Genomic DNA, 17,404 nt, shown 5'->3' on the forward strand with positions numbered 1-17,404 from the left:
AAGTTATTAAATTTTTTTGCTGATGCGGATAATTGAAGTAACATAGAACCGATCCAAAGCTACCAGTTTCCTGATAAACTCGATCGGTTTGGTTTTAGTATAAAGTTAATGCTGTTTTTAGCATACTTTTTTTGGAATGTCATATCAGATTTTTTCCCAGCTTGTGCCTTCTTTACTGTCTTTAAGCTGATAACCAATTGATTGCAAACCTAATCTGATTTTATCTGAAGTTGTATAATCCTGATTGGATTTGGCTTCACTTCTTAAATTAATCACAAAATCTAACACTTTCGGCAACTCATCAGAAGCGGCATATTCATCTTTTAAACCTAAAATGTCCAATACAAAATGTTGAAATGTTTGCTGCAAAGTTTCCAAGTTGGATTGATCAATTTTCAGCTTTTTATCATGGATGGAGTTCACTATCCGGCACATTTCAAACAGTTCGGCAATTAAAACCGGACTATTGAAATCATCGTTCATCGCTTCATAACACTTTTGCTGCAAAGGTTTTATTTCGATTTCGCCAATAGAAGCTGCTTTTAAATTTGGTGCCACTGCAAAAGCGTTCATCAGTCTTTTAAAGCCTTTTTCAGATGCTTCCAAAGCCTCGTTCGAGAAATCCAGCGTGCTGCGGTAATGTGCCTGCAGCATAAAAAACTTTACGGTCATCGCGCTATAACCTTTGTTCAGCAGCGAATGGTTGCCCGAAAAAAGTTCTTCCGGTAAAAAACTGTTGCCTAATGATTTGGACATTTTTTGTCCGTTCACAGTCAACATATTGGTATGCACCCAATAATTGGCCGGCATTTTCCCGCAGGCAGCTTCATTTTGGGCGATTTCATTGGTATGATGGGTTGGTGCCAAATCCATTCCGCCGCCATGAATGTCAAACTGCTCGCCCAGATATTTTTTGCTCATGGCTGAACATTCCAAATGCCAGCCCGGGAAACCGATGCTCCAGGGCGATGGCCATTTCATTAGGTGTCCGGGTTTGGCTTTTATCCACAGGGCAAAATCCAGCTTGCCGTGTTTTTCTTCCTGGCCGCCCAAGTTGCGTGTATTGTTCAGCATATCTTCTAAATTCCGGTTACTTAAAATGCCGTAATTATGGTTTTGATTATACTTTTCCACATCAAAATAAACAGAACCATTTACTTCATAAGCCAATCCTTTTTCTAAAATAACTTTTACAAGTTCTATCTGCTCAATGATATGGCCGGTTGCGGTTGGTTCAATACTTGGCGGGTTCACATTGAAAATCTCCATGATCTGATGGAAATCTACCGTGTATTTCTGCACAATTTCCATTGGTTCCAACTGCGCCAGTTTTGCTTTTTTAGAGATTTTGTCTTCGCCTTCATCAGTATCACCTTCCAGATGGCCTGCATCGGTAATGTTGCGCACATAACGTACTTTATAACCCAGGTGCGTGAGGTAACGGAAAATCAGATCGAAAGAAATAAAAGTACGGCAATTGCCAAGATGTACATCACTGTAAACCGTTGGGCCACAAACATACATACCCACATGCGGCGGGTCAATAGCTTTAAATGCTTCTTTTTTACGCGTTAAAGTATTGTAAATAAAAAGGTTTTGCATGAGGCAAATTTAGATATAAAGGCCGTTTTTGACTTATTTAAGCAGCAAATCTGCCCGGATGGCATAATGATCAGAAAGCTTTTTCTTGAAAACTTTATAATTGATCACATTAAAATCAGGGTGGGCAAGGATGTAATCGATTTGAAAATTTGGAAAATCACCGTTATAAGTGGTGCAGAAGCCGGAGCCTTTTTCGCGGAAAGCATTTTTTAAACCTTTGGCCATTTTATTAACGGCAAAAGAAGCAGGCGTATCATTAAAATCCCCGGCAATAATAAATGGATAAGGTGAAGTTGCAGCGTGATTTTTAACTAAGTAAACTTGCTCGCTGCGTTTTAAAAAAGCACTTTTCAACTTGGCTAAAATGCGTCGGTAAGAATGCAGTTTTGATTCTTCAGCTTTAGAAATACTGTCGATCACCTGGTAATCTTCGGGCATAAAACGGATGGATTGCAGGTGCACCGCGTAAACCCGCACCACGCGCTTTGCTGTTTTTATATCGATAAAAATGCACTGGTTGGTACTATTTTGGTCTCCGAAGGAAATAATGCCTTTATTGATAATCGGAAATTTGGAAAATACAGCCAAACCGTTTCCTTCGTAATTGATGTCATCAACCGTAAACCGGAAGTAATAAGGTGTGTTCAAAGTTTTTTTGAGTGAATCCACCATGGCAAATTCCCCTTTTTTTCGGGAGAAAAATTCCGGCAGACAAATTACATCCGGCTGGTCATCATCAATCAGCTTTAAAATCTGTGTCCGGGTTGGTTTTACGTCCCCTGGCCCAACCCCTTTAAAACTATGTACATTATAAGTCATCAGCCTCAAATAATCCGCAGATTTTTTCGGCCCTTCCGGATAGGAACTTCGGATATTTACACTGCTGACCAGAATCGGCCATCCAACCAAAATGCTTATCAACGGGATGAACATCAGTTTGTTAAAACGCAAAAGCCAGTACAAACAGAAAATGATGTTTACGATAAGCAGCGGCGAATATGCCAGGCCAAAAAATGCCAGCCACCAGCACGTCCGCGGATCTACCACGCTGGCCAGCAAACTCAACAAAATAGAAACGGCAGCTATTAAGGTAAAAAACAAAGCTACCTTATCTATAAAATATAGTTTTTTGGATGGATTATTCTTTGCTGGCATTAAACAGGGTTTCCTTTTCTTTTTTGCTGAGGCTGGCGTAGCCCGAGTGCGAAATTTTGTCTAAGATAGAATCTATTTCCTCTTCTTTTGATCGAACGATACTGTTTTTAGCATAGTTTTTTGAGACAACCTGCATGGTTTTTGGTTTAGAAAAACGCTGAAAGGCTTCGCCAAGCATTGTGTTTCCCTGAATTTGTTTGATATAGAAAAAGCCTGCAATAGCACCGCCGATATGCGAAATTTCCCCGCCTGCATTTGGGCCGGTAATGCTGATCAGATCAAACAAAACATAAAAAAGCGCAATCCATTTCAGTTTTATATTGCCCAGAAACAGCAGCTGGATCGTATAATCCGGAAGCAATGTTGCCGTTGCCACAATGATGGCCATTACCGCAGCCGAAGCCCCTACGGTTGTGGATACTGTTTTTACATCGCTAAAAAGCGGGAAAATGTTGTAAAACAATACGTATAAAAACGCACCTGCCAAACCGCCGATGATGTATAGGTCAACTAATTTTTTTCCGCCCAGATATTCCTGAAAAATGCTGCCCAGCCAATAAAACCACAACATGTTGAACAGGATATGGAAAAAACCATTGTGTAAAAACATATAAGTCAAAGGTGTCCAAAAGCGCACTAACAATTTGGGCAGATAAGAAGGTACGGCCAGGTAGTCGTTCAGTAGGTGCGTAATAGCGGCGTTGCGGGTGGTCAGCATTTCAATCACCCCAAGCAAACTCAAAAACAAGAAAACAATAACGTTGATCCCGATCAGTAGGTTGAGCCGGTTGCCAGACCGGAAAACCTGTGTACGAATTTCTTCCCACATAAAATTATCTTTTAAATCGTTTTCGTTTGATAACGATAGATTATTAAAAATCGTTTGTGCGGTGCATCCCCCATGCCCGCAATAAAATATAGCCAAACAAAGCACCGCCCAAATGTGCAAAATGGGCAACCGAATCGCCTTGATGCTGGCTCAAACCCAAATATAATTCAACCACAATATAACCGATTACCGCATATTTTGCTTTGATCGGAATCGGGATCAGCATGATGTAAAGTTCGGTTTCGGCATACAAAACGCCAAATGCAACCAGCACACCGAACAAAGCCCCGGACGCGCCAACCATCGGGGCAGCATAAATATCACGTAGTTTTTCTGCATTTGCCGGGCTTATGTTGTATTGTATGGAAGTATCCAAAATATAACTCCCTAAAATGCCGTGCACTTCTATCGCCTGTACCAGCATCTGCAAAGCAAGCGCACCCAAACCGGTAATAAAATAATAATTGAAAAACCGCTTGGAGCCCATGTAATATTCGATGGCTGGGCCGAACATGTACAGCGCAAACATATTGAAGAAAATATGCGCCCAGCCGCCATGCATAAACATGTAAGTAATGGGCTGCCAAACCCGAAAGTAAGGTGAGTTGAAGTAAAAAGCACCCAAAATGTTTTCCAGCCGGATGCCCATATTACCAAAAACCAACGTAGCGATAAAAAACAACACATTGATAATCAGCAGGTTTTTTACAACGGGCGGGATATTGGCAAAGAACGATTGTCCGAATAAGTTCATAGTTTCTGCAGAAGCACGATGCTTCTTTTACCGGTCAAATTTTTGAAAGATTTCTTCTAAAGTATAAGTAATAATAACGGGCTTTCCGCTGAGTGAAACGTTGGGCATCTGGCAGGCAAAAAGCTGATCGATCAACTGGTTCATTTCCTCCAGCGAAAACTTTGTGCCGGGATTTACGGCCGCATTTTTGGCCAGCGTGCGCGCCAGATTGTCATGCTTGCTCAGTTTCAGGGCTGATTGGTTGTTTTTGAAACCTTCCAGCAGCTTTTCCAGCATTTCGTTTTCGCTGGCTTTAGTCAGTTCTGCCGGGATGCCTTCTACAATTACCGTGTTTTTTCCGAACTCCCGGATATCAAAACCTAAGGCACGCACATCGGTCAGTAAACTTTTCAGCAGTTCAAAATCCGAAGTGCTCAGGCCAATGCTTTGCGGGAACAGCGTTTGCTGGCTCACGCCCGAGTGGTTTTCCAGTTGCAACAAAAAGCGTTCGTACAAAATCCGCTCGTGCGCCGCCTGCTGGTCAATCAGCATAAAACCGGATTTGATTTGCGATAAAATAAACCGGTTATGGATTTGAAACAGTTGCCGCTCGCTGGTTTTGCCCAGCGTCAGGTTATCAACGATAATTTGCCTTTGCTGCGTATCAATTTCCTGTTGTTCGGCAATTTTCTCTTGCGTAATGGCGTAGAGCGTGTCCCAGTTTTGTACAAAATCCGGTTTATGCCGCTCGGCCGTACTACGGATAAAAGCTTTATCGGATACTGTTTTTACCTCCTCAGAAAAAGGGTTGAAATCCGGGTTGAATTTTATGCCCGGCGGAATAATCTGGTCCAGCGGTTTGTGGCTGATCATCTGATCGAAACCCGTTTCCTGGTCAAAGTTCAGCGAAGGCGTTATGTTATACTGCCCCAGCGAGCGTTTTACCGCCGAACGGATAATGGCATAAATCGCTTTTTCATCCTGATATTTAATTTCGGTTTTAGTAGGATGAACGTTGATGTCGATTTTGCCCGGATCGATGGAAATAAAAAGCACGTACAACGGGAAACTGTCGTCCTGCAGCAACTCTTCAAAAGCAGAAGTTACGGCATGATTGAGGTAATTATCACGTATAAAACGATTGTTGACGAAAAAAAACTGCTCGCCGCGGGTTTTGCGCGCAAATTCCGGTTTCCCTACAAAACCTTCCAGCTTAATGATGGACGTATCTTCCTGCACAGGCACCAGTTTCTGGTTGTAATTACTGCCGAACAAATGCACAATCCGCTGTTTAAGCGAAACGGCCGGAAGATGAAAAACTTCCTGCCCGTCGTGGTGCAGCGTAAAATACAATTGCGGATTGGCCAAGGCCACGCGTTGAAATTCATCAATGATATGCCGCGTTTCGATGGAATTTCCTTTTAAAAAATTGCGCCGCGCTGGCGTGTTGTAAAAAAGGTTTTTGATGCAAACGGAAGTTCCGGCAGAGGTGGCACAAGGCTCCTGGCTGATTACTTCGGAAGCTTCGATGTAAATATGCGTGCCCAATTCATCTTCGTGGCGGCGGGTTTTCAGTTCAACCTGAGCAATTGCCGCAATAGAAGCCATTGCTTCGCCCCGAAAACCCATGGTACGGATGGCAAAAAGGTCATCAGCCTTGCGGATTTTTGAGGTTGCGTGCCGTTCAAAACACATCCGTGCATCGGTAAAACTCATGCCGCAACCATTATCAATCACTTGGATCAATGCTTTTCCCGCATCTTTAATAATCAGCTGGATTTTATCGGCACCGGAATCAACGGCGTTTTCAAGCAGTTCTTTTACGGCCGATGCCGGGCGTTGCACCACTTCACCTGCAGCAATTTGATTGGCAACGGCATCAGGTAAAAGGCGGATAATATCAGACATTAATCTTGCTCAATTCTATTTCGATGCTAAATTAAAAAAATGATCGCATAACTTCGCAGCTTTGCCGCGCAGATGTAGTTTTGCATATCTATAATTTAAGTTGAAATGACAATTTTTTTGCCGATCATTATCCTGTAAAACCTTATCGCTGCAAATTAAAACGACCGACCGATCAGAACATGACCATAACCTCAGCCCTGAAACACAAATTTATACCGATAAAAACAGCATGTGCCCTGATGCTTCTTTTATCGGTGTTTTCTTGCCGTCGGAAGAAAGAATTTAATGCTGATCTACTGGTGAAAAATGCCCGCGTTTATACCGTGAACAAGCAGTTTGCCGTTGCTGAAGCTTTTGCTGTGAAGGATGGAAAAATTTTGGCTGTTGGCAAAACCGCCGACCTGGAGAAAAATTACCTGGCAAAAGAAGTATTGGATGCGGCCGGAAAATCCGTTTTCCCTGGTTTTATTGATGCGCATACGCATTTTTATCGTTATGGCATGGATTTGCAATCCGTTGATTTAAAAGGGATTGACAATTGGGCTGCATTGGTGGATTCGGTAAAACATTTTGCAGAAGCGAATACCGAAGGCTGGGTGATCGGCAATGGCTGGGACCAAAATTTGTGGAAAAGCAAACAGTTTCCGAACAAGCAGCAACTGGATGTCTTGTTCCCGGAGCGGCCGGTTTTGCTAACGCGGGTTGACGGGCATGCGGCCATTGCCAATCAGGCGGCGTTAAATATTGCAAGTATCAAACCAAACCAAAAAATTGACGGAGGTGAAATAGAAACGGTTAAAGGCAAACTGACCGGTATTTTGGTAGATAATGCCGTTAACCTGATCACGCACAAAATCCCAGCCGCTACGGATGAGCAAACCAACAATGCTTTTTTGCACGCGCAGCAAAATTGTTTTGCGGTTGGCCTGACTTCTGTTGCCGATTGCGGGCTGGATTATCCGCTGATCAGCAACATCCGCCAGTTGCAAAACCGCGGCGATTTAAAGATGCGGCTGTTTGTAATGTTGTCTGACAGCCCGCAAAACCTGGATTATCTGTTTAAAAACGGAGCCATCAAAACGCCGCGTTTAAACGTAAGTTCGGTTAAGGTTTATGCCGATGGTGCTTTGGGTTCGAGAGGCGCATGTTTGCTGAAACCATACACCGATCAGCCCAAATGGAACGGGTTTTTACGCAGTCCGAAACAACATTTTCAGGATATTGCCAAGTTGCTGGCCGATAAGGGTTTCCAGATGTGCACGCACGCCATCGGTGATTCTGCCAACCGCATGATGCTGAAAATTTATGCCAGCGTCTTAAAAGGAAAAAACGACCGGCGGTGGCGGATTGAACATGCGCAAATTATCGATCCGGCGGATTTTAAGCTTTTTGGTGAGAATAATATCATCCCGTCCGTACAACCTACGCACGCCACTTCGGATATGGGTTGGGCCGTACAACGTTTGGGAAAAACACGTATAAAAACAGCATACGCCTACCGGCAATTGCTGCAGCAAAACGGCTGGCTGCCGCTGGGCACGGATTTTCCGGTAGAAAATATCAGTCCAATTTACACGTTTTATGCCGCGGTTGAGCGGAAAGATTTAAAAGGTTTCCCCGAAGGAGGTTTTCAAAAAGAAAATGCTTTGACAAGGGAACAAGCCATCCGCGGAATGACAATCTGGGCGGCAAAAGCCAATTTTCAGGAAAACGACCGCGGCAGCATCGAACCCGGAAAACTGGCCGATTTTGTATTATTGGACCAGGATTTAATGCAGGTAAAAGGCAGCGGACTGCCAAAAGTAAAAGTGCTTCAAACTTATATCAACGGAGAAAATGTCTATAAACGTTAAACGCAAAGGATTTTACAGTTTATTGTGGGCGATAACAGCCCTGAGTTCTGCTTGTGCGCAGGTGCCAAGCCCGCATCAGCAAAACCAGGGTTTTTTAGCTGCTAAAAGAAGCATTGAAAGTTCTACGGTTTTACTGAACAACCAAAACCAGGTTGTGCCGGTCAAAAATTTGGATCAGCAAAAAATCGCCAGCGTGCATTTTAATTTTGAGAACACACTGGTTTTTGATAGTTTGCTGAATAAGTATGCAAAAGTTTCTTCTTTTGATGCCGCGGCTTATGGCAGTCCGAAAACGCTTGATAATCTGGTTTTTGACCTGAAGTTTTATACTACCGTAATCGTTCAGCTTAACAAACAGGATTTGGAAAACCCGGCCCTGATGCTGTTTTTATCCACCATAAATCAGCAAAAAAACCTGATTGTTGCCTGCTTTGGCACCACACAATTGCCCGCCAGTTTTAATGTGCTAAAAACAGTATTGGTCTGGTCGCCCGTCAATTCGCCGGTTGCGGCCAATTATGCAGCTCAGCTGATTTTTGGCGGCGTTGGCGCAACGCAAAAATTGAAAACCAGTATTGATGCAAAATACCAAAAAGGCGATGGTGCGGAAACGGTGCAAACACGTTTGGCATACACCGTTCCGGAGGAAGTTGGTATCAATGCAGATAATCTGAACAACAGTATTGATGAAATTATGGCCGAGGCCATCCGTGCAAAAGCAACGCCCGGCGCAGTGGTTTTGGTGGCCAGGAACGGAAAAGTGATTTTTGATAAAGGTTACGGTACGCACACTTATACGGATACTTTAAAGGATAAAATCACGGATATTTTTGATCTGGCATCCGTTACCAAAGTAGCGGCCACTACCATGGATGTGATGAAGCTGTATGATGAAGGCAAACTCAATCTGGATTCTACGGCTGGAAGTTATCTGGCTTTGGCCCGAAACACGAATAAAAATGACATTAAGGTGCGCGAGTTTTTAACGCATCAATCCGGCATGGTGCCAGACATTGTTACCTGGGAAAAATTAAAAGCGGAAAATAGGAGCACGGATTCCTCGGCAGCGTTCCCTACCAAAGTGGCGGATCATTTTTACCTGAAAAAAGATTATTTTAAAGATGTGATCTGGCCGGACATGCTCAAATCTCCGCTTAAAACCCGTGGAAAATATGTTTACAGTGATTTGAGCATGTATTTTATGAAGGAAATCGTAGAAACGATTTCTGCCACGCCGCTCAACGTTTTTGTACAGCAAAACTTTTATGCGCCTTTGGGGATGCAAACCGCCGGGTTTTTGCCATTAAACCGTTTCCCGCAAAACCAGATTGTCCCAACTGAAAACGATATGGGTTTCCGCCGCCAATTGCTGATTGGTTATGTGCACGATCAGGGTGCCGGATTGCTTGGCGGCGTTTCCGGCCATGCGGGTTTATTTGCCAGTGCCAATGATCTGGCCATTTTGTACCAGATGATTTTGAACCGTGGAACTTACGGCGGCGTGCAGTATTTTAAACCGGAAACAGTTGATCTTTTCACTGCAAAACAATCCGATGTGAGCCGCAGAGGTTTAGGTTTTGACCGCTGGGACCCAAACCGCGCTACACGTTATCCATCGGTAATGGCTTCCGATCAAACTTATGGCCACACCGGCTATACCGGAACCTGCTTTTGGGTTGATCCGAAATATAACCTGGTTTACGTTTTCTTATCCAACCGCGTCAACCCAAAAGTAACAAACAAGTTGTCCGATTTAGGCATCCGCAGAAGGGTACAGGATGCAATTTACGAATCCATCCAAAAAGGCTTATAAAAAAAGTTTTTAACCTCATGGCCTGTTGAAATTTTATCAGAAAAAATTGATGCTTCTTTTATGCCTGTAAATCTTGTTTTTGCATTTTATACCGATAAAAGAAGCATTGACATTTGCTGTTTTTGGGGTGATAAAAGAAGCATCTAATAAAAAACAATAAAATTTAAACAGGTTCTTAAAAGCAAAAAATCAGCAACTAAAAGTTATCGGCCTGCAAGTATTGCCCCGATGGTAAATTTACATAAGGTACATTTTATGCAAAATTTAAACATTTAGATTTGCCTATTATTTCAGATTATGAAAATAGGTATTGTTTGTTATCCTACTTTTGGTGGCAGTGGTGTGGTTGCCACCGAATTAGGGAAAGCCCTGGCAGATAACGGCCATCAGGTTCATTTTATCACCTATAACCAGCCTGCAAGGCTGGATTTTTTCTCGGAAAACCTTTTTTACCACGAGGTTGCCGTTTCCAAATATCCGCTGTTTGATTATGCCCCTTACGAAATAGCGTTGACCAGCAAAATAGTTGATGTGGTTAGGTTTGAAAACCTGGATTTATTGCACGTGCATTATGCTATTCCGCACGCTTCGGCGGCTTATCTGGCCAAGCAGATTTTGAAAACTTATGGCGTTCATATCCCTTTTGTAACCACTTTGCACGGCACGGATATTACCTTAGTTGGCAAAGACCGCACGTTTAAACCGGTTGTTACTTTTTCCATCAACATGTCTGACGGGGTAACGGCCGTTTCAGAAAGTTTGAAAAAAGACACGCTTGATTTTTTTGATATTGAAAACGAAATCCGCGTGATCCCGAATTTTATCGATTTAAGACGGTTCAGCAAAAAAGCAAAAGATCATTTTAAAAAAGCCATTGCACCTGCCGGAGAGAAGATTTTGGTGCATACTTCCAACTTCCGCAAAGTGAAAAAAACGGAAGATGTGATTAAGCTTTTTGCCATTGTGAACAAGCAAATCCCTTCCAAATTATTGATGGTGGGCGATGGGCCGGAACGTTCTATGTGCGAGCAGTTATGCCGGGATTTGAACGTAACCGATAACGTTCGTTTTCTGGGGAAACAGGAAGCGGTAGAAGAGATTTTATCTGTTGCGGATTTATTTTTGATGCCCTCCGAATCAGAAAGTTTTGGTTTGGCCGCGCTGGAAGCCATGGCCTGCAAAGTCCCGGTAATCAGTTCTAACACCGGCGGAATACCGGAATTAAACGTGGATGGCGTAACCGGGTTTATGACCAACGTTGGCGATGTAAAAACCATGGCCGAAAAAGCAGTTTATATTTTGGAGGATGACGTGCGTTTGCAGGAATTTAAAGACAACGCTTTGGCCCGCGCCAAAGAATTTGACCTGAGTTTGATTTTGCCTTTGTATGAAGATTACTACCGCGAAGTAATTGAACGCTCTAAAGTATCTGCCTAATTTTATACTGGTAAAAGAAGCATTATAGTTTAAACAGGATGCTTCTTTTATCGGGTAAAAATCAGTAAACAACTTCCTCAGAAATAAAAATTTAACATTTTATTATTCACAATAAAAATTTACTTTTGCAAAAAATAATCCTAAACAGGCGGAAGTGGCGTAATTGGTAGCCGCACCAGACTTAGGATCTGGCGCTTCACGGCGTGGGGGTTCGAGTCCCTTCTTCCGCACTTGCTTTCCTCCGTCATTTAAAACCTGGCGGAGGAATTTTTTTAACCTATAAAAACAGTTCCAACACAATGAATATCACACAAGAAAAGATAGATGATCTAAACGCCGTTTTGAACATCAAAATTAACCAGGAAGATTACCAGGCACGTGTAGAAAAAGCGATTAAAGAACAGGCCAAAAAAGCAAAAATGCCAGGCTTTCGTCCGGGTATGGTTCCGGCAGCGCATATCAAAAAAATGTATGGCAAAAGTATTCTGGTTGATGAAATCAACCATTTGCTTTCTGATTCTTTAAATAATTACATCACCGAAAACCAACTGGAAGTTTTGGGCCAGCCGCTGCCAAAAGAAGATGATAACGACAAAACTTTTAACTGGGATTTTACCGAAGATTACGAGTTTAATTATGAAGTAGGTTTGGCCCCTGACTTTACTTTAGATTTTTCTGCTGCCGATGTAGTGCCGCAATATGTTGTCAAAATTGACGATGAAACCTTGCAGGCGCGCATCAAAAACATCCGCAGAAGCTATGGTAAAATGACAAACCCTGACGTATCGGCAGATGATGACGTGCTGTATTCAGAATTGAAGCAGCTTTCCCCTGATGGTTCTGTTTTTGAAGGTGGTATAACCAATACAACCTCAGTCCGCATTGAGCAAATTGCAGATGAAGAAGTAAAAAGTTCTTTGATTGGCCTGAAAAAAGGAGATGTAGTTACTTTCGATATCAACAAAGCATTTAATAACGATGCCGCTAAAATTGCCGGTTTATTAAAGATTGAAGAAGTAGAAGCTGCGGATTTGAAATCGAACTTCCAGCTAACGGTAAAAAATGTAAACCGTTTGGAAGAATCTGATTTGAACCAGGAGTTTTTTGACAAGCTATTTGGCGAAGATGTGGTTCATAACGAAGAAGAGTTCCGTGTAAAAATTGCGGAAGAGCAGGAAGCAATGATGGCGCAAGATGCAGATCGTAAATTGCAGGACGAACTTTATAATTTTGTATTGAGCAAAGTCAACTTTGAACTGCCGGACGGATTTTTGAAAAAATGGCTGAAAGTAACAAATGAAAAAGTAAGCGACCAGGAACTGGAAGAAGGTTACGCTGATTTCGCAAAAAACCTGAAATGGACTTTGATTGAAAACAAAATCATCAAAGACAACAACATCGAAATAAAATATGAAGAAGTTTTTCAGGCGGCAAAACAACGTTTGGACGCACAATTCAGGATGTACAGTCCGCAAGCTTTGGATGAAGAGCAGTTAGGCCAGTACACCGTACAATTTTTACAAAATAAGGACAACGCAAATAAAATTTTTGAAGAAGTAAAAGCATTGAAAGTTTTTGATTACCTCAAAACAGTTGTTACTTTAGACAAAAAAGAAATCGATAACACAGCGTTTAAAAAGCTGGAATAAACTTAACAAAATTAAAAGTTAATGGTTATCCGGCTCAGTAAAACGATGAATTGGATAACCATTGTTTTTTTATAGAGATATGCAAATAGATAAAAAAGAGTTCAGAAAATATGCCGTTAAGCATCACCGCATCAACGGTATTTATGTAGATAAATTTATAGCCGGTGTAGAAAACACGCAGTTGCCAACCGGCATGACGCCTTACATCATCGAGGAACGCCAGCTAAACGTAGCCCAAATGGACGTGTTTTCGCGTTTAATGATGGACAGGATTATCTTTTTGGGTGATGCCGTGATGGATCAGAATGCAAACATCATACAGGCGCAGCTGCTGTTCCTCCAATCTACAGATGCCAAAAGAGATATTCAAATCTATATCAATTCTCCGGGCGGTTCTGTGTATGCAGGTTTGGGGATCTATGATACCATGCAGTTTATTTCCAACGATGTGGCTACCATTTGTACCGGAATGGCTGCTTCCATGGCTGCAGTTTTGCTTTGCGCCGGAACAAAAGGCAAACGGGCCGTATTGCCGCATTCCCGCGTGATGATCCATCAGCCATCTGGTGGCGCGCAAGGTGTTGCTTCTGATATGGAAATCAACCTGCGGGAAATGCTGCGTTTGAAAAAAGAATTGTACGAAATTATATCCAAGCACTCCGAACAATCGTATGAATGGGTAGAAAAATCTTCTGATCGCGATTACTGGATGACCTCTGAAGAAGCCAAACAATTTGGTATGGTTGACGAAGTTTTAAAGAGTAATAAAGCCGATAAGTAATTCAGAATAAAAATCATGAGCAAAACCAGTAAAGATATCAAATGTTCCTTTTGTGGTGCCGGTAAGCAGGATTCCTTAATGCTGATCGCCGGACTGGACGCTCATATTTGTGACAAATGCGTAAACCAAGCCAACGATATTTTGGCCGAAGAGTTAAAATTACGCAAAGTAAAATCCCCGCAGCAGGGTGGTGGAAATGGCCCTGCTACGGTTTTGAAGCCGCTGGAAATTAAAACCCATCTGGATCAATATGTAATTGGTCAGGATGATGCTAAAAAAGTTTTGTCTGTTGCCGTTTACAATCATTACAAAAGGTTGAATCAAAAGATTGGTAAAGATGAAGTTGATATCGAAAAATCAAACATCATTTTGGTTGGCGAAACCGGAACTGGCAAAACTCTATTGGCTAAAACCATTGCTAAAGTTTTAAATGTACCTTTTTGTATATGTGATGCTACCGTTTTAACAGAAGCCGGTTATGTTGGCGAAGATGTGGAAAGCATTTTAACACGCCTTTTACAAGCCGCAGATTACGATGTTACGCTGGCCGAACGCGGTATTGTTTACATTGATGAGGTTGATAAAATTGCCCGTAAAAGTGATAATCCATCAATTACACGTGATGTTTCTGGTGAAGGTGTACAGCAGGCATTACTGAAAATTTTGGAAGGAACGATGGTAAATGTTCCGCCGCAAGGTGGGCGTAAACACCCGGATCAGAAGATGATTACCGTTAATACCAGCAATATTTTGTTTATCTGCGGAGGTGCTTTTGACGGAATTGAAAAGAAAATTGCAAACCGGATGCGTACGCAAACGGTAGGTTACAAAATGAAAGGTGACGATCAGGATATCGACCTTAAAAATCTTTATAAATACATTTCGCCACAGGATTTGAAAGCTTTTGGCTTGATTCCGGAATTAATTGGTCGTTTGCCGGTTTTAACGTATTTGAATCCGCTGGACCGGAAAGCAATGCTGGCCATTTTGATCGAACCAAAAAACTCTTTAATTAAACAATATAACAAACTGTTTGAATATGAGGATGTTGAATTGAATTTTGATCAGGAGGTTTTAGATTATATTGTAGATAAAGCAATGGAATTTAAATTGGGCGCACGTGGTTTACGATCCATCTGCGAAGCGATTATGATTGACGCGATGTTTGAAATACCATCCAGCCGAGACCAGAAACAACTCGATATTACGCTGGATTATGCCAGAGAAAAGTTTGAAAAATCGGACTTGAAAAAGTTGAAAGCTGCATAAAAAAGCCCCGGTTTTAAGCCGGGGTTTTTTTATGCTTATTTTTGTGCGATAAAAGAAGCATCGTTATGAATGAAGAAAAAGACGTTAAGAAGGATCCTGAAATTGTTAAGCAATCTGATAAAATTAAAGAAGTACAAAGTCCGGTAAAATCAGGTCTAAAAACCAAAGAAGCCATTGTGGCCAACTGGCTGCCGCGTTATACCGGCCGGCCGCTGGATGATTTTAAGGAATACGTAATCCTGACTAATTTTTCTAAATACATACAACTGTTTTCTGAGTGGCATGATAATGCCCCGATTATGGGTTTAGATAAACCGATGCAAAGTGTAACAGCAGATGGAATTACCATTATTAACTTTGGAATGGGAAGTGCTCTGGCTGCCACAGTAATGGATTTACTAACGGCCATTCATCCAAAAGCCGTGATTTTTTTAGGAAAATGCGGTGGTTTAAAACGAAAAAATAATGTTGGTGATTTGATTTTACCGATTGCAGCCATCCGTGGAGAAGGAACATCAAACGATTATTTACCTTCGGAAGTGCCTGCTTTGCCTGCTTTTGCGCTTCAGAAAGCGATCTCGACCACAATTCGCGAACACGCACGTGATTATTGGACCGGAACCTGCTACACCACCAACCGCCGTGTTTGGGAGCATGATAAAAGCTTCAAAAAATACTTGAAAAGTTTGCGATGTATGGCGGTAGATATGGAAACTGCAACCGTTTTTGTTACCGGATTTGCCAACAAAATACCAACCGGTGCGCTGCTGTTGGTTTCCGATCAGCCGATGATCCCGGAAGGTGTGAAAACTGCCGACAGTGATTCCTCCGTAACCGAAAAATATGTAGAAACGCACCTGCGCGTAGGTATTGATTCGTTGAAACAATTAATCAATCATGGCCAAACCGTAAAACATTTGCAGTTTTAGTTTCATCAGACTGAATTTATACCGATAAAAGAAGCATCACCCCAAATTATCCTAACAATATGTGGTACAACAATATCCTCGAAACGATTGGAAACACGCCTTTAGTCAAGCTGAATATTATCCCGAAGGAAATTAAAGCAACTGTTTTGGCCAAAATAGAAACCACCAATCCGGGCAATTCTATCAAAGACCGGATGGCTTTAAAAATGATCGAAGATGCGGAAAAAAGCGGCAAATTAAAACCCGGTGGAACGATCATCGAAGGTACTTCCGGCAATACCGGCATGGGATTAGCCATTGCGGCGGTCATCAAAGGTTACAAATGTATTTTTACGACCACAGATAAGCAATCTAAGGAAAAGGCGGACGCTTTGCGTGCTTTTGGTGCCGAAGTGATTGTTTGCCCAACAAATGTTGATCCTTCCGATCCGCGTTCTTATTACTCGGTTTCTACACGTTTGGAGCGGGAAGTGCCGAATTCCTGGAAGCCAAACCAGTACGATAATCCGTCAAATACGCAGGCAAATTATGAGCAGACCGGACCGGAAATCTGGGAACAGACCAAAGGAAAAATTACCCATTTAATTGTTGGTGCAGGAACAGGCGGAACGATTTCGGGTGCAGGAAAATTTTTGAAAGAGCAGAATCCAGCCATCCAGGTTTTAGGGATTGATACATACGGATCTGTTTTTAAGAAATATAAAGAGACTGGCATTTTTGATAAAAACGAAATCTATCCGTATTTGACCGAAGGGATTGGGGAAGATTTTTTACCCGAAAATGTTGATTTTTCGGTGATTGATTATTTTGAAAAAGTAACCGATAAAGATGCTGCTTTGATGACGCGGGAAATTGCCCGTAAAGAAGGCATTTTTGCCGGAAATTCGGCCGGTTCTGCTGTGGCAGGTTTGATGCAGATGAAAGACCGTTTTAAGGAAGGCGATGTGGTGGTGATTATTTTCCCGGACCACGGTTCGCGTTATATGGGCAAAATGTATAACGAAGACTGGCTGCGCGAACGCGGTTTTATCAAGAATGAAAAATTGACCGCCAGAAGCATCATCAGCAAAGAACCTGACCACGACATCGTTACGATTGATGCGGAAGAAAGCATTTCCAAAGCGATCAGCATCATCAAATCGCTCAATATTTCGCAAATCCCGGTTACACAGCAGGAAATGATCATCGGCAAAATTACCGAAAGTGATATTTTGGATGCTTTGCTGGAAAACCCTTCTTTAAAATCTCATCCGGTAAAAGATATTTTTACTTCACCGTTCCCGTTTGTGGATTTGAATACTTCCATTGATAAAATTTCTTCTTTAATCAACAAAGAAAATTCAGCGGTTTTGGTAGAAGATGAGCGCGGTAAGTTCAAAATCATCACGCAATATGATATTATCAACGCGATTTCGGGATAGCGGATTGCTGATTTTTACCCCGTAA

General features: G+C 42.1%; 13 protein-coding genes and 1 tRNA gene. 9 read left to right on the top strand and 5 right to left on the bottom strand.

Going from position 1 to position 17,404, the window contains the following annotated elements; translation table 11 throughout:
* Nucleotides 1-144: 144 nt before the first annotated feature.
* The 5 genes from cysS to mutL are packed head-to-tail and all read right to left on the bottom strand — an operon-like array spanning nt 145 to nt 6,227.
* Nucleotides 145-1,602, bottom strand: coding sequence for a cysteine--tRNA ligase (cysS, locus tag ACOFKR_RS03955; protein ID WP_419802726.1), 1,458 nt, complete (start codon nt 1,600-1,602; stop codon nt 145-147).
* 33 nt (nt 1,603-1,635) lie between these two features.
* The gene (locus ACOFKR_RS03960) at nt 1,636-2,757 is read right to left on the bottom strand and encodes an endonuclease/exonuclease/phosphatase family protein (RefSeq protein ID WP_419802727.1); all 1,122 of its coding nucleotides are present in this window, start codon (nt 2,755-2,757) and stop codon (nt 1,636-1,638) included.
* Nucleotides 2,741-3,586 (bottom strand): rhomboid family intramembrane serine protease, encoded by an 846-nt coding sequence (locus ACOFKR_RS03965; RefSeq protein ID WP_419802728.1) that lies wholly within the window; start codon nt 3,584-3,586, stop codon nt 2,741-2,743. Before ACOFKR_RS03965 ends, ACOFKR_RS03960 begins: the two co-directional genes overlap by 17 nt.
* Nucleotides 3,587-3,629: 43 nt before the next feature.
* The gene (locus ACOFKR_RS03970) at nt 3,630-4,340 is read right to left on the bottom strand and encodes a rhomboid family intramembrane serine protease (protein WP_419802729.1); all 711 of its coding nucleotides are present in this window, start codon (nt 4,338-4,340) and stop codon (nt 3,630-3,632) included.
* A gap of 27 nt (nt 4,341-4,367) precedes the next feature.
* A complete protein-coding gene (gene mutL, locus ACOFKR_RS03975; RefSeq protein WP_419802730.1) occupies nt 4,368-6,227 on the bottom strand; it encodes a DNA mismatch repair endonuclease MutL in 1,860 nt (619 codons plus the stop codon).
* A 179-nt stretch (nt 6,228-6,406) separates the two neighbouring features.
* Between mutL and ACOFKR_RS03980 the strand changes: the two genes are divergently transcribed.
* The 9 genes from ACOFKR_RS03980 to ACOFKR_RS04020 all read left to right on the top strand — a co-directional run bounded on the left by ACOFKR_RS03980 (nt 6,407) and on the right by ACOFKR_RS04020 (nt 17,379).
* The gene (locus ACOFKR_RS03980) at nt 6,407-8,080 is read left to right on the top strand and encodes an amidohydrolase (RefSeq protein WP_419802731.1); all 1,674 of its coding nucleotides are present in this window, start codon (nt 6,407-6,409) and stop codon (nt 8,078-8,080) included.
* Complete coding sequence (locus tag ACOFKR_RS03985; protein ID WP_419802732.1) at nt 8,064-9,893, top strand: serine hydrolase domain-containing protein; 1,830 nt, start codon at nt 8,064-8,066, stop codon at nt 9,891-9,893. The genes ACOFKR_RS03980 and ACOFKR_RS03985 overlap by 17 nt, the downstream gene beginning before the upstream one ends.
* 297 nt (nt 9,894-10,190) lie before the next feature.
* On the top strand, nt 10,191-11,330 hold the full coding sequence (gene bshA / locus ACOFKR_RS03990) for an N-acetyl-alpha-D-glucosaminyl L-malate synthase BshA (protein WP_419802733.1): 1,140 nt from the start codon (nt 10,191-10,193) through the stop codon (nt 11,328-11,330).
* 148 nt (nt 11,331-11,478) lie between these two features.
* A tRNA-Leu gene (locus ACOFKR_RS03995) sits at nt 11,479-11,560 on the top strand.
* Nucleotides 11,561-11,629: 69 nt separating this feature from the next.
* Entirely contained in the window at nt 11,630-12,979 is a 1,350-nt protein-coding gene (gene tig, locus ACOFKR_RS04000) for a trigger factor (RefSeq protein WP_419802734.1), read from the top strand.
* A 79-nt stretch (nt 12,980-13,058) separates the two neighbouring features.
* Entirely contained in the window at nt 13,059-13,760 is a 702-nt protein-coding gene (gene clpP / locus ACOFKR_RS04005) for an ATP-dependent Clp endopeptidase proteolytic subunit ClpP (protein ID WP_419802735.1), read from the top strand.
* Between the two features lie 15 nt (nt 13,761-13,775).
* On the top strand, nt 13,776-15,029 hold the full coding sequence (clpX, locus tag ACOFKR_RS04010) for an ATP-dependent Clp protease ATP-binding subunit ClpX (protein WP_419802736.1): 1,254 nt from the start codon (nt 13,776-13,778) through the stop codon (nt 15,027-15,029).
* Between the two features lie 65 nt (nt 15,030-15,094).
* Entirely contained in the window at nt 15,095-15,958 is an 864-nt protein-coding gene (locus ACOFKR_RS04015; protein ID WP_419802737.1) for an AMP nucleosidase, read from the top strand.
* Nucleotides 15,959-16,017: 59 nt separating this feature from the next.
* Complete coding sequence (locus tag ACOFKR_RS04020) at nt 16,018-17,379, top strand: pyridoxal-phosphate dependent enzyme (RefSeq protein WP_419802738.1); 1,362 nt, start codon at nt 16,018-16,020, stop codon at nt 17,377-17,379.
* The last annotated feature ends 25 nt before the right edge of the window (nt 17,380-17,404 follow it).

Source organism: Mucilaginibacter sp. (assembly GCF_965201005.1).
Classification (GTDB): Bacteria; Bacteroidota; Bacteroidia; order Sphingobacteriales; family Sphingobacteriaceae; genus Mucilaginibacter_A.

Coding starts and splice junctions, on each gene's coding strand:
- ACOFKR_RS04020 (WP_419802738.1), top strand. CDS start 16,018: ATGTGGTACAACAATATCCTCGAAACGATTGGAAACACGCCTTTAGTC.
- ACOFKR_RS04015 (WP_419802737.1), top strand. CDS start 15,095: ATGAATGAAGAAAAAGACGTTAAGAAGGATCCTGAAATTGTTAAGCAA.
- ACOFKR_RS03960 (WP_419802727.1), bottom strand. CDS start 2,757: ATGCCAGCAAAGAATAATCCATCCAAAAAACTATATTTTATAGATAAG.
- ACOFKR_RS03965 (WP_419802728.1), bottom strand. CDS start 3,586: ATGTGGGAAGAAATTCGTACACAGGTTTTCCGGTCTGGCAACCGGCTC.
- bshA (WP_419802733.1), top strand. CDS start 10,191: ATGAAAATAGGTATTGTTTGTTATCCTACTTTTGGTGGCAGTGGTGTG.
- mutL (WP_419802730.1), bottom strand. CDS start 6,227: ATGTCTGATATTATCCGCCTTTTACCTGATGCCGTTGCCAATCAAATT.
- clpP (WP_419802735.1), top strand. CDS start 13,059: ATGCAAATAGATAAAAAAGAGTTCAGAAAATATGCCGTTAAGCATCAC.
- ACOFKR_RS03980 (WP_419802731.1), top strand. CDS start 6,407: ATGACCATAACCTCAGCCCTGAAACACAAATTTATACCGATAAAAACA.
- tig (WP_419802734.1), top strand. CDS start 11,630: ATGAATATCACACAAGAAAAGATAGATGATCTAAACGCCGTTTTGAAC.
- clpX (WP_419802736.1), top strand. CDS start 13,776: ATGAGCAAAACCAGTAAAGATATCAAATGTTCCTTTTGTGGTGCCGGT.
- ACOFKR_RS03970 (WP_419802729.1), bottom strand. CDS start 4,340: ATGAACTTATTCGGACAATCGTTCTTTGCCAATATCCCGCCCGTTGTA.
- ACOFKR_RS03985 (WP_419802732.1), top strand. CDS start 8,064: ATGTCTATAAACGTTAAACGCAAAGGATTTTACAGTTTATTGTGGGCG.
- cysS (WP_419802726.1), bottom strand. CDS start 1,602: ATGCAAAACCTTTTTATTTACAATACTTTAACGCGTAAAAAAGAAGCA.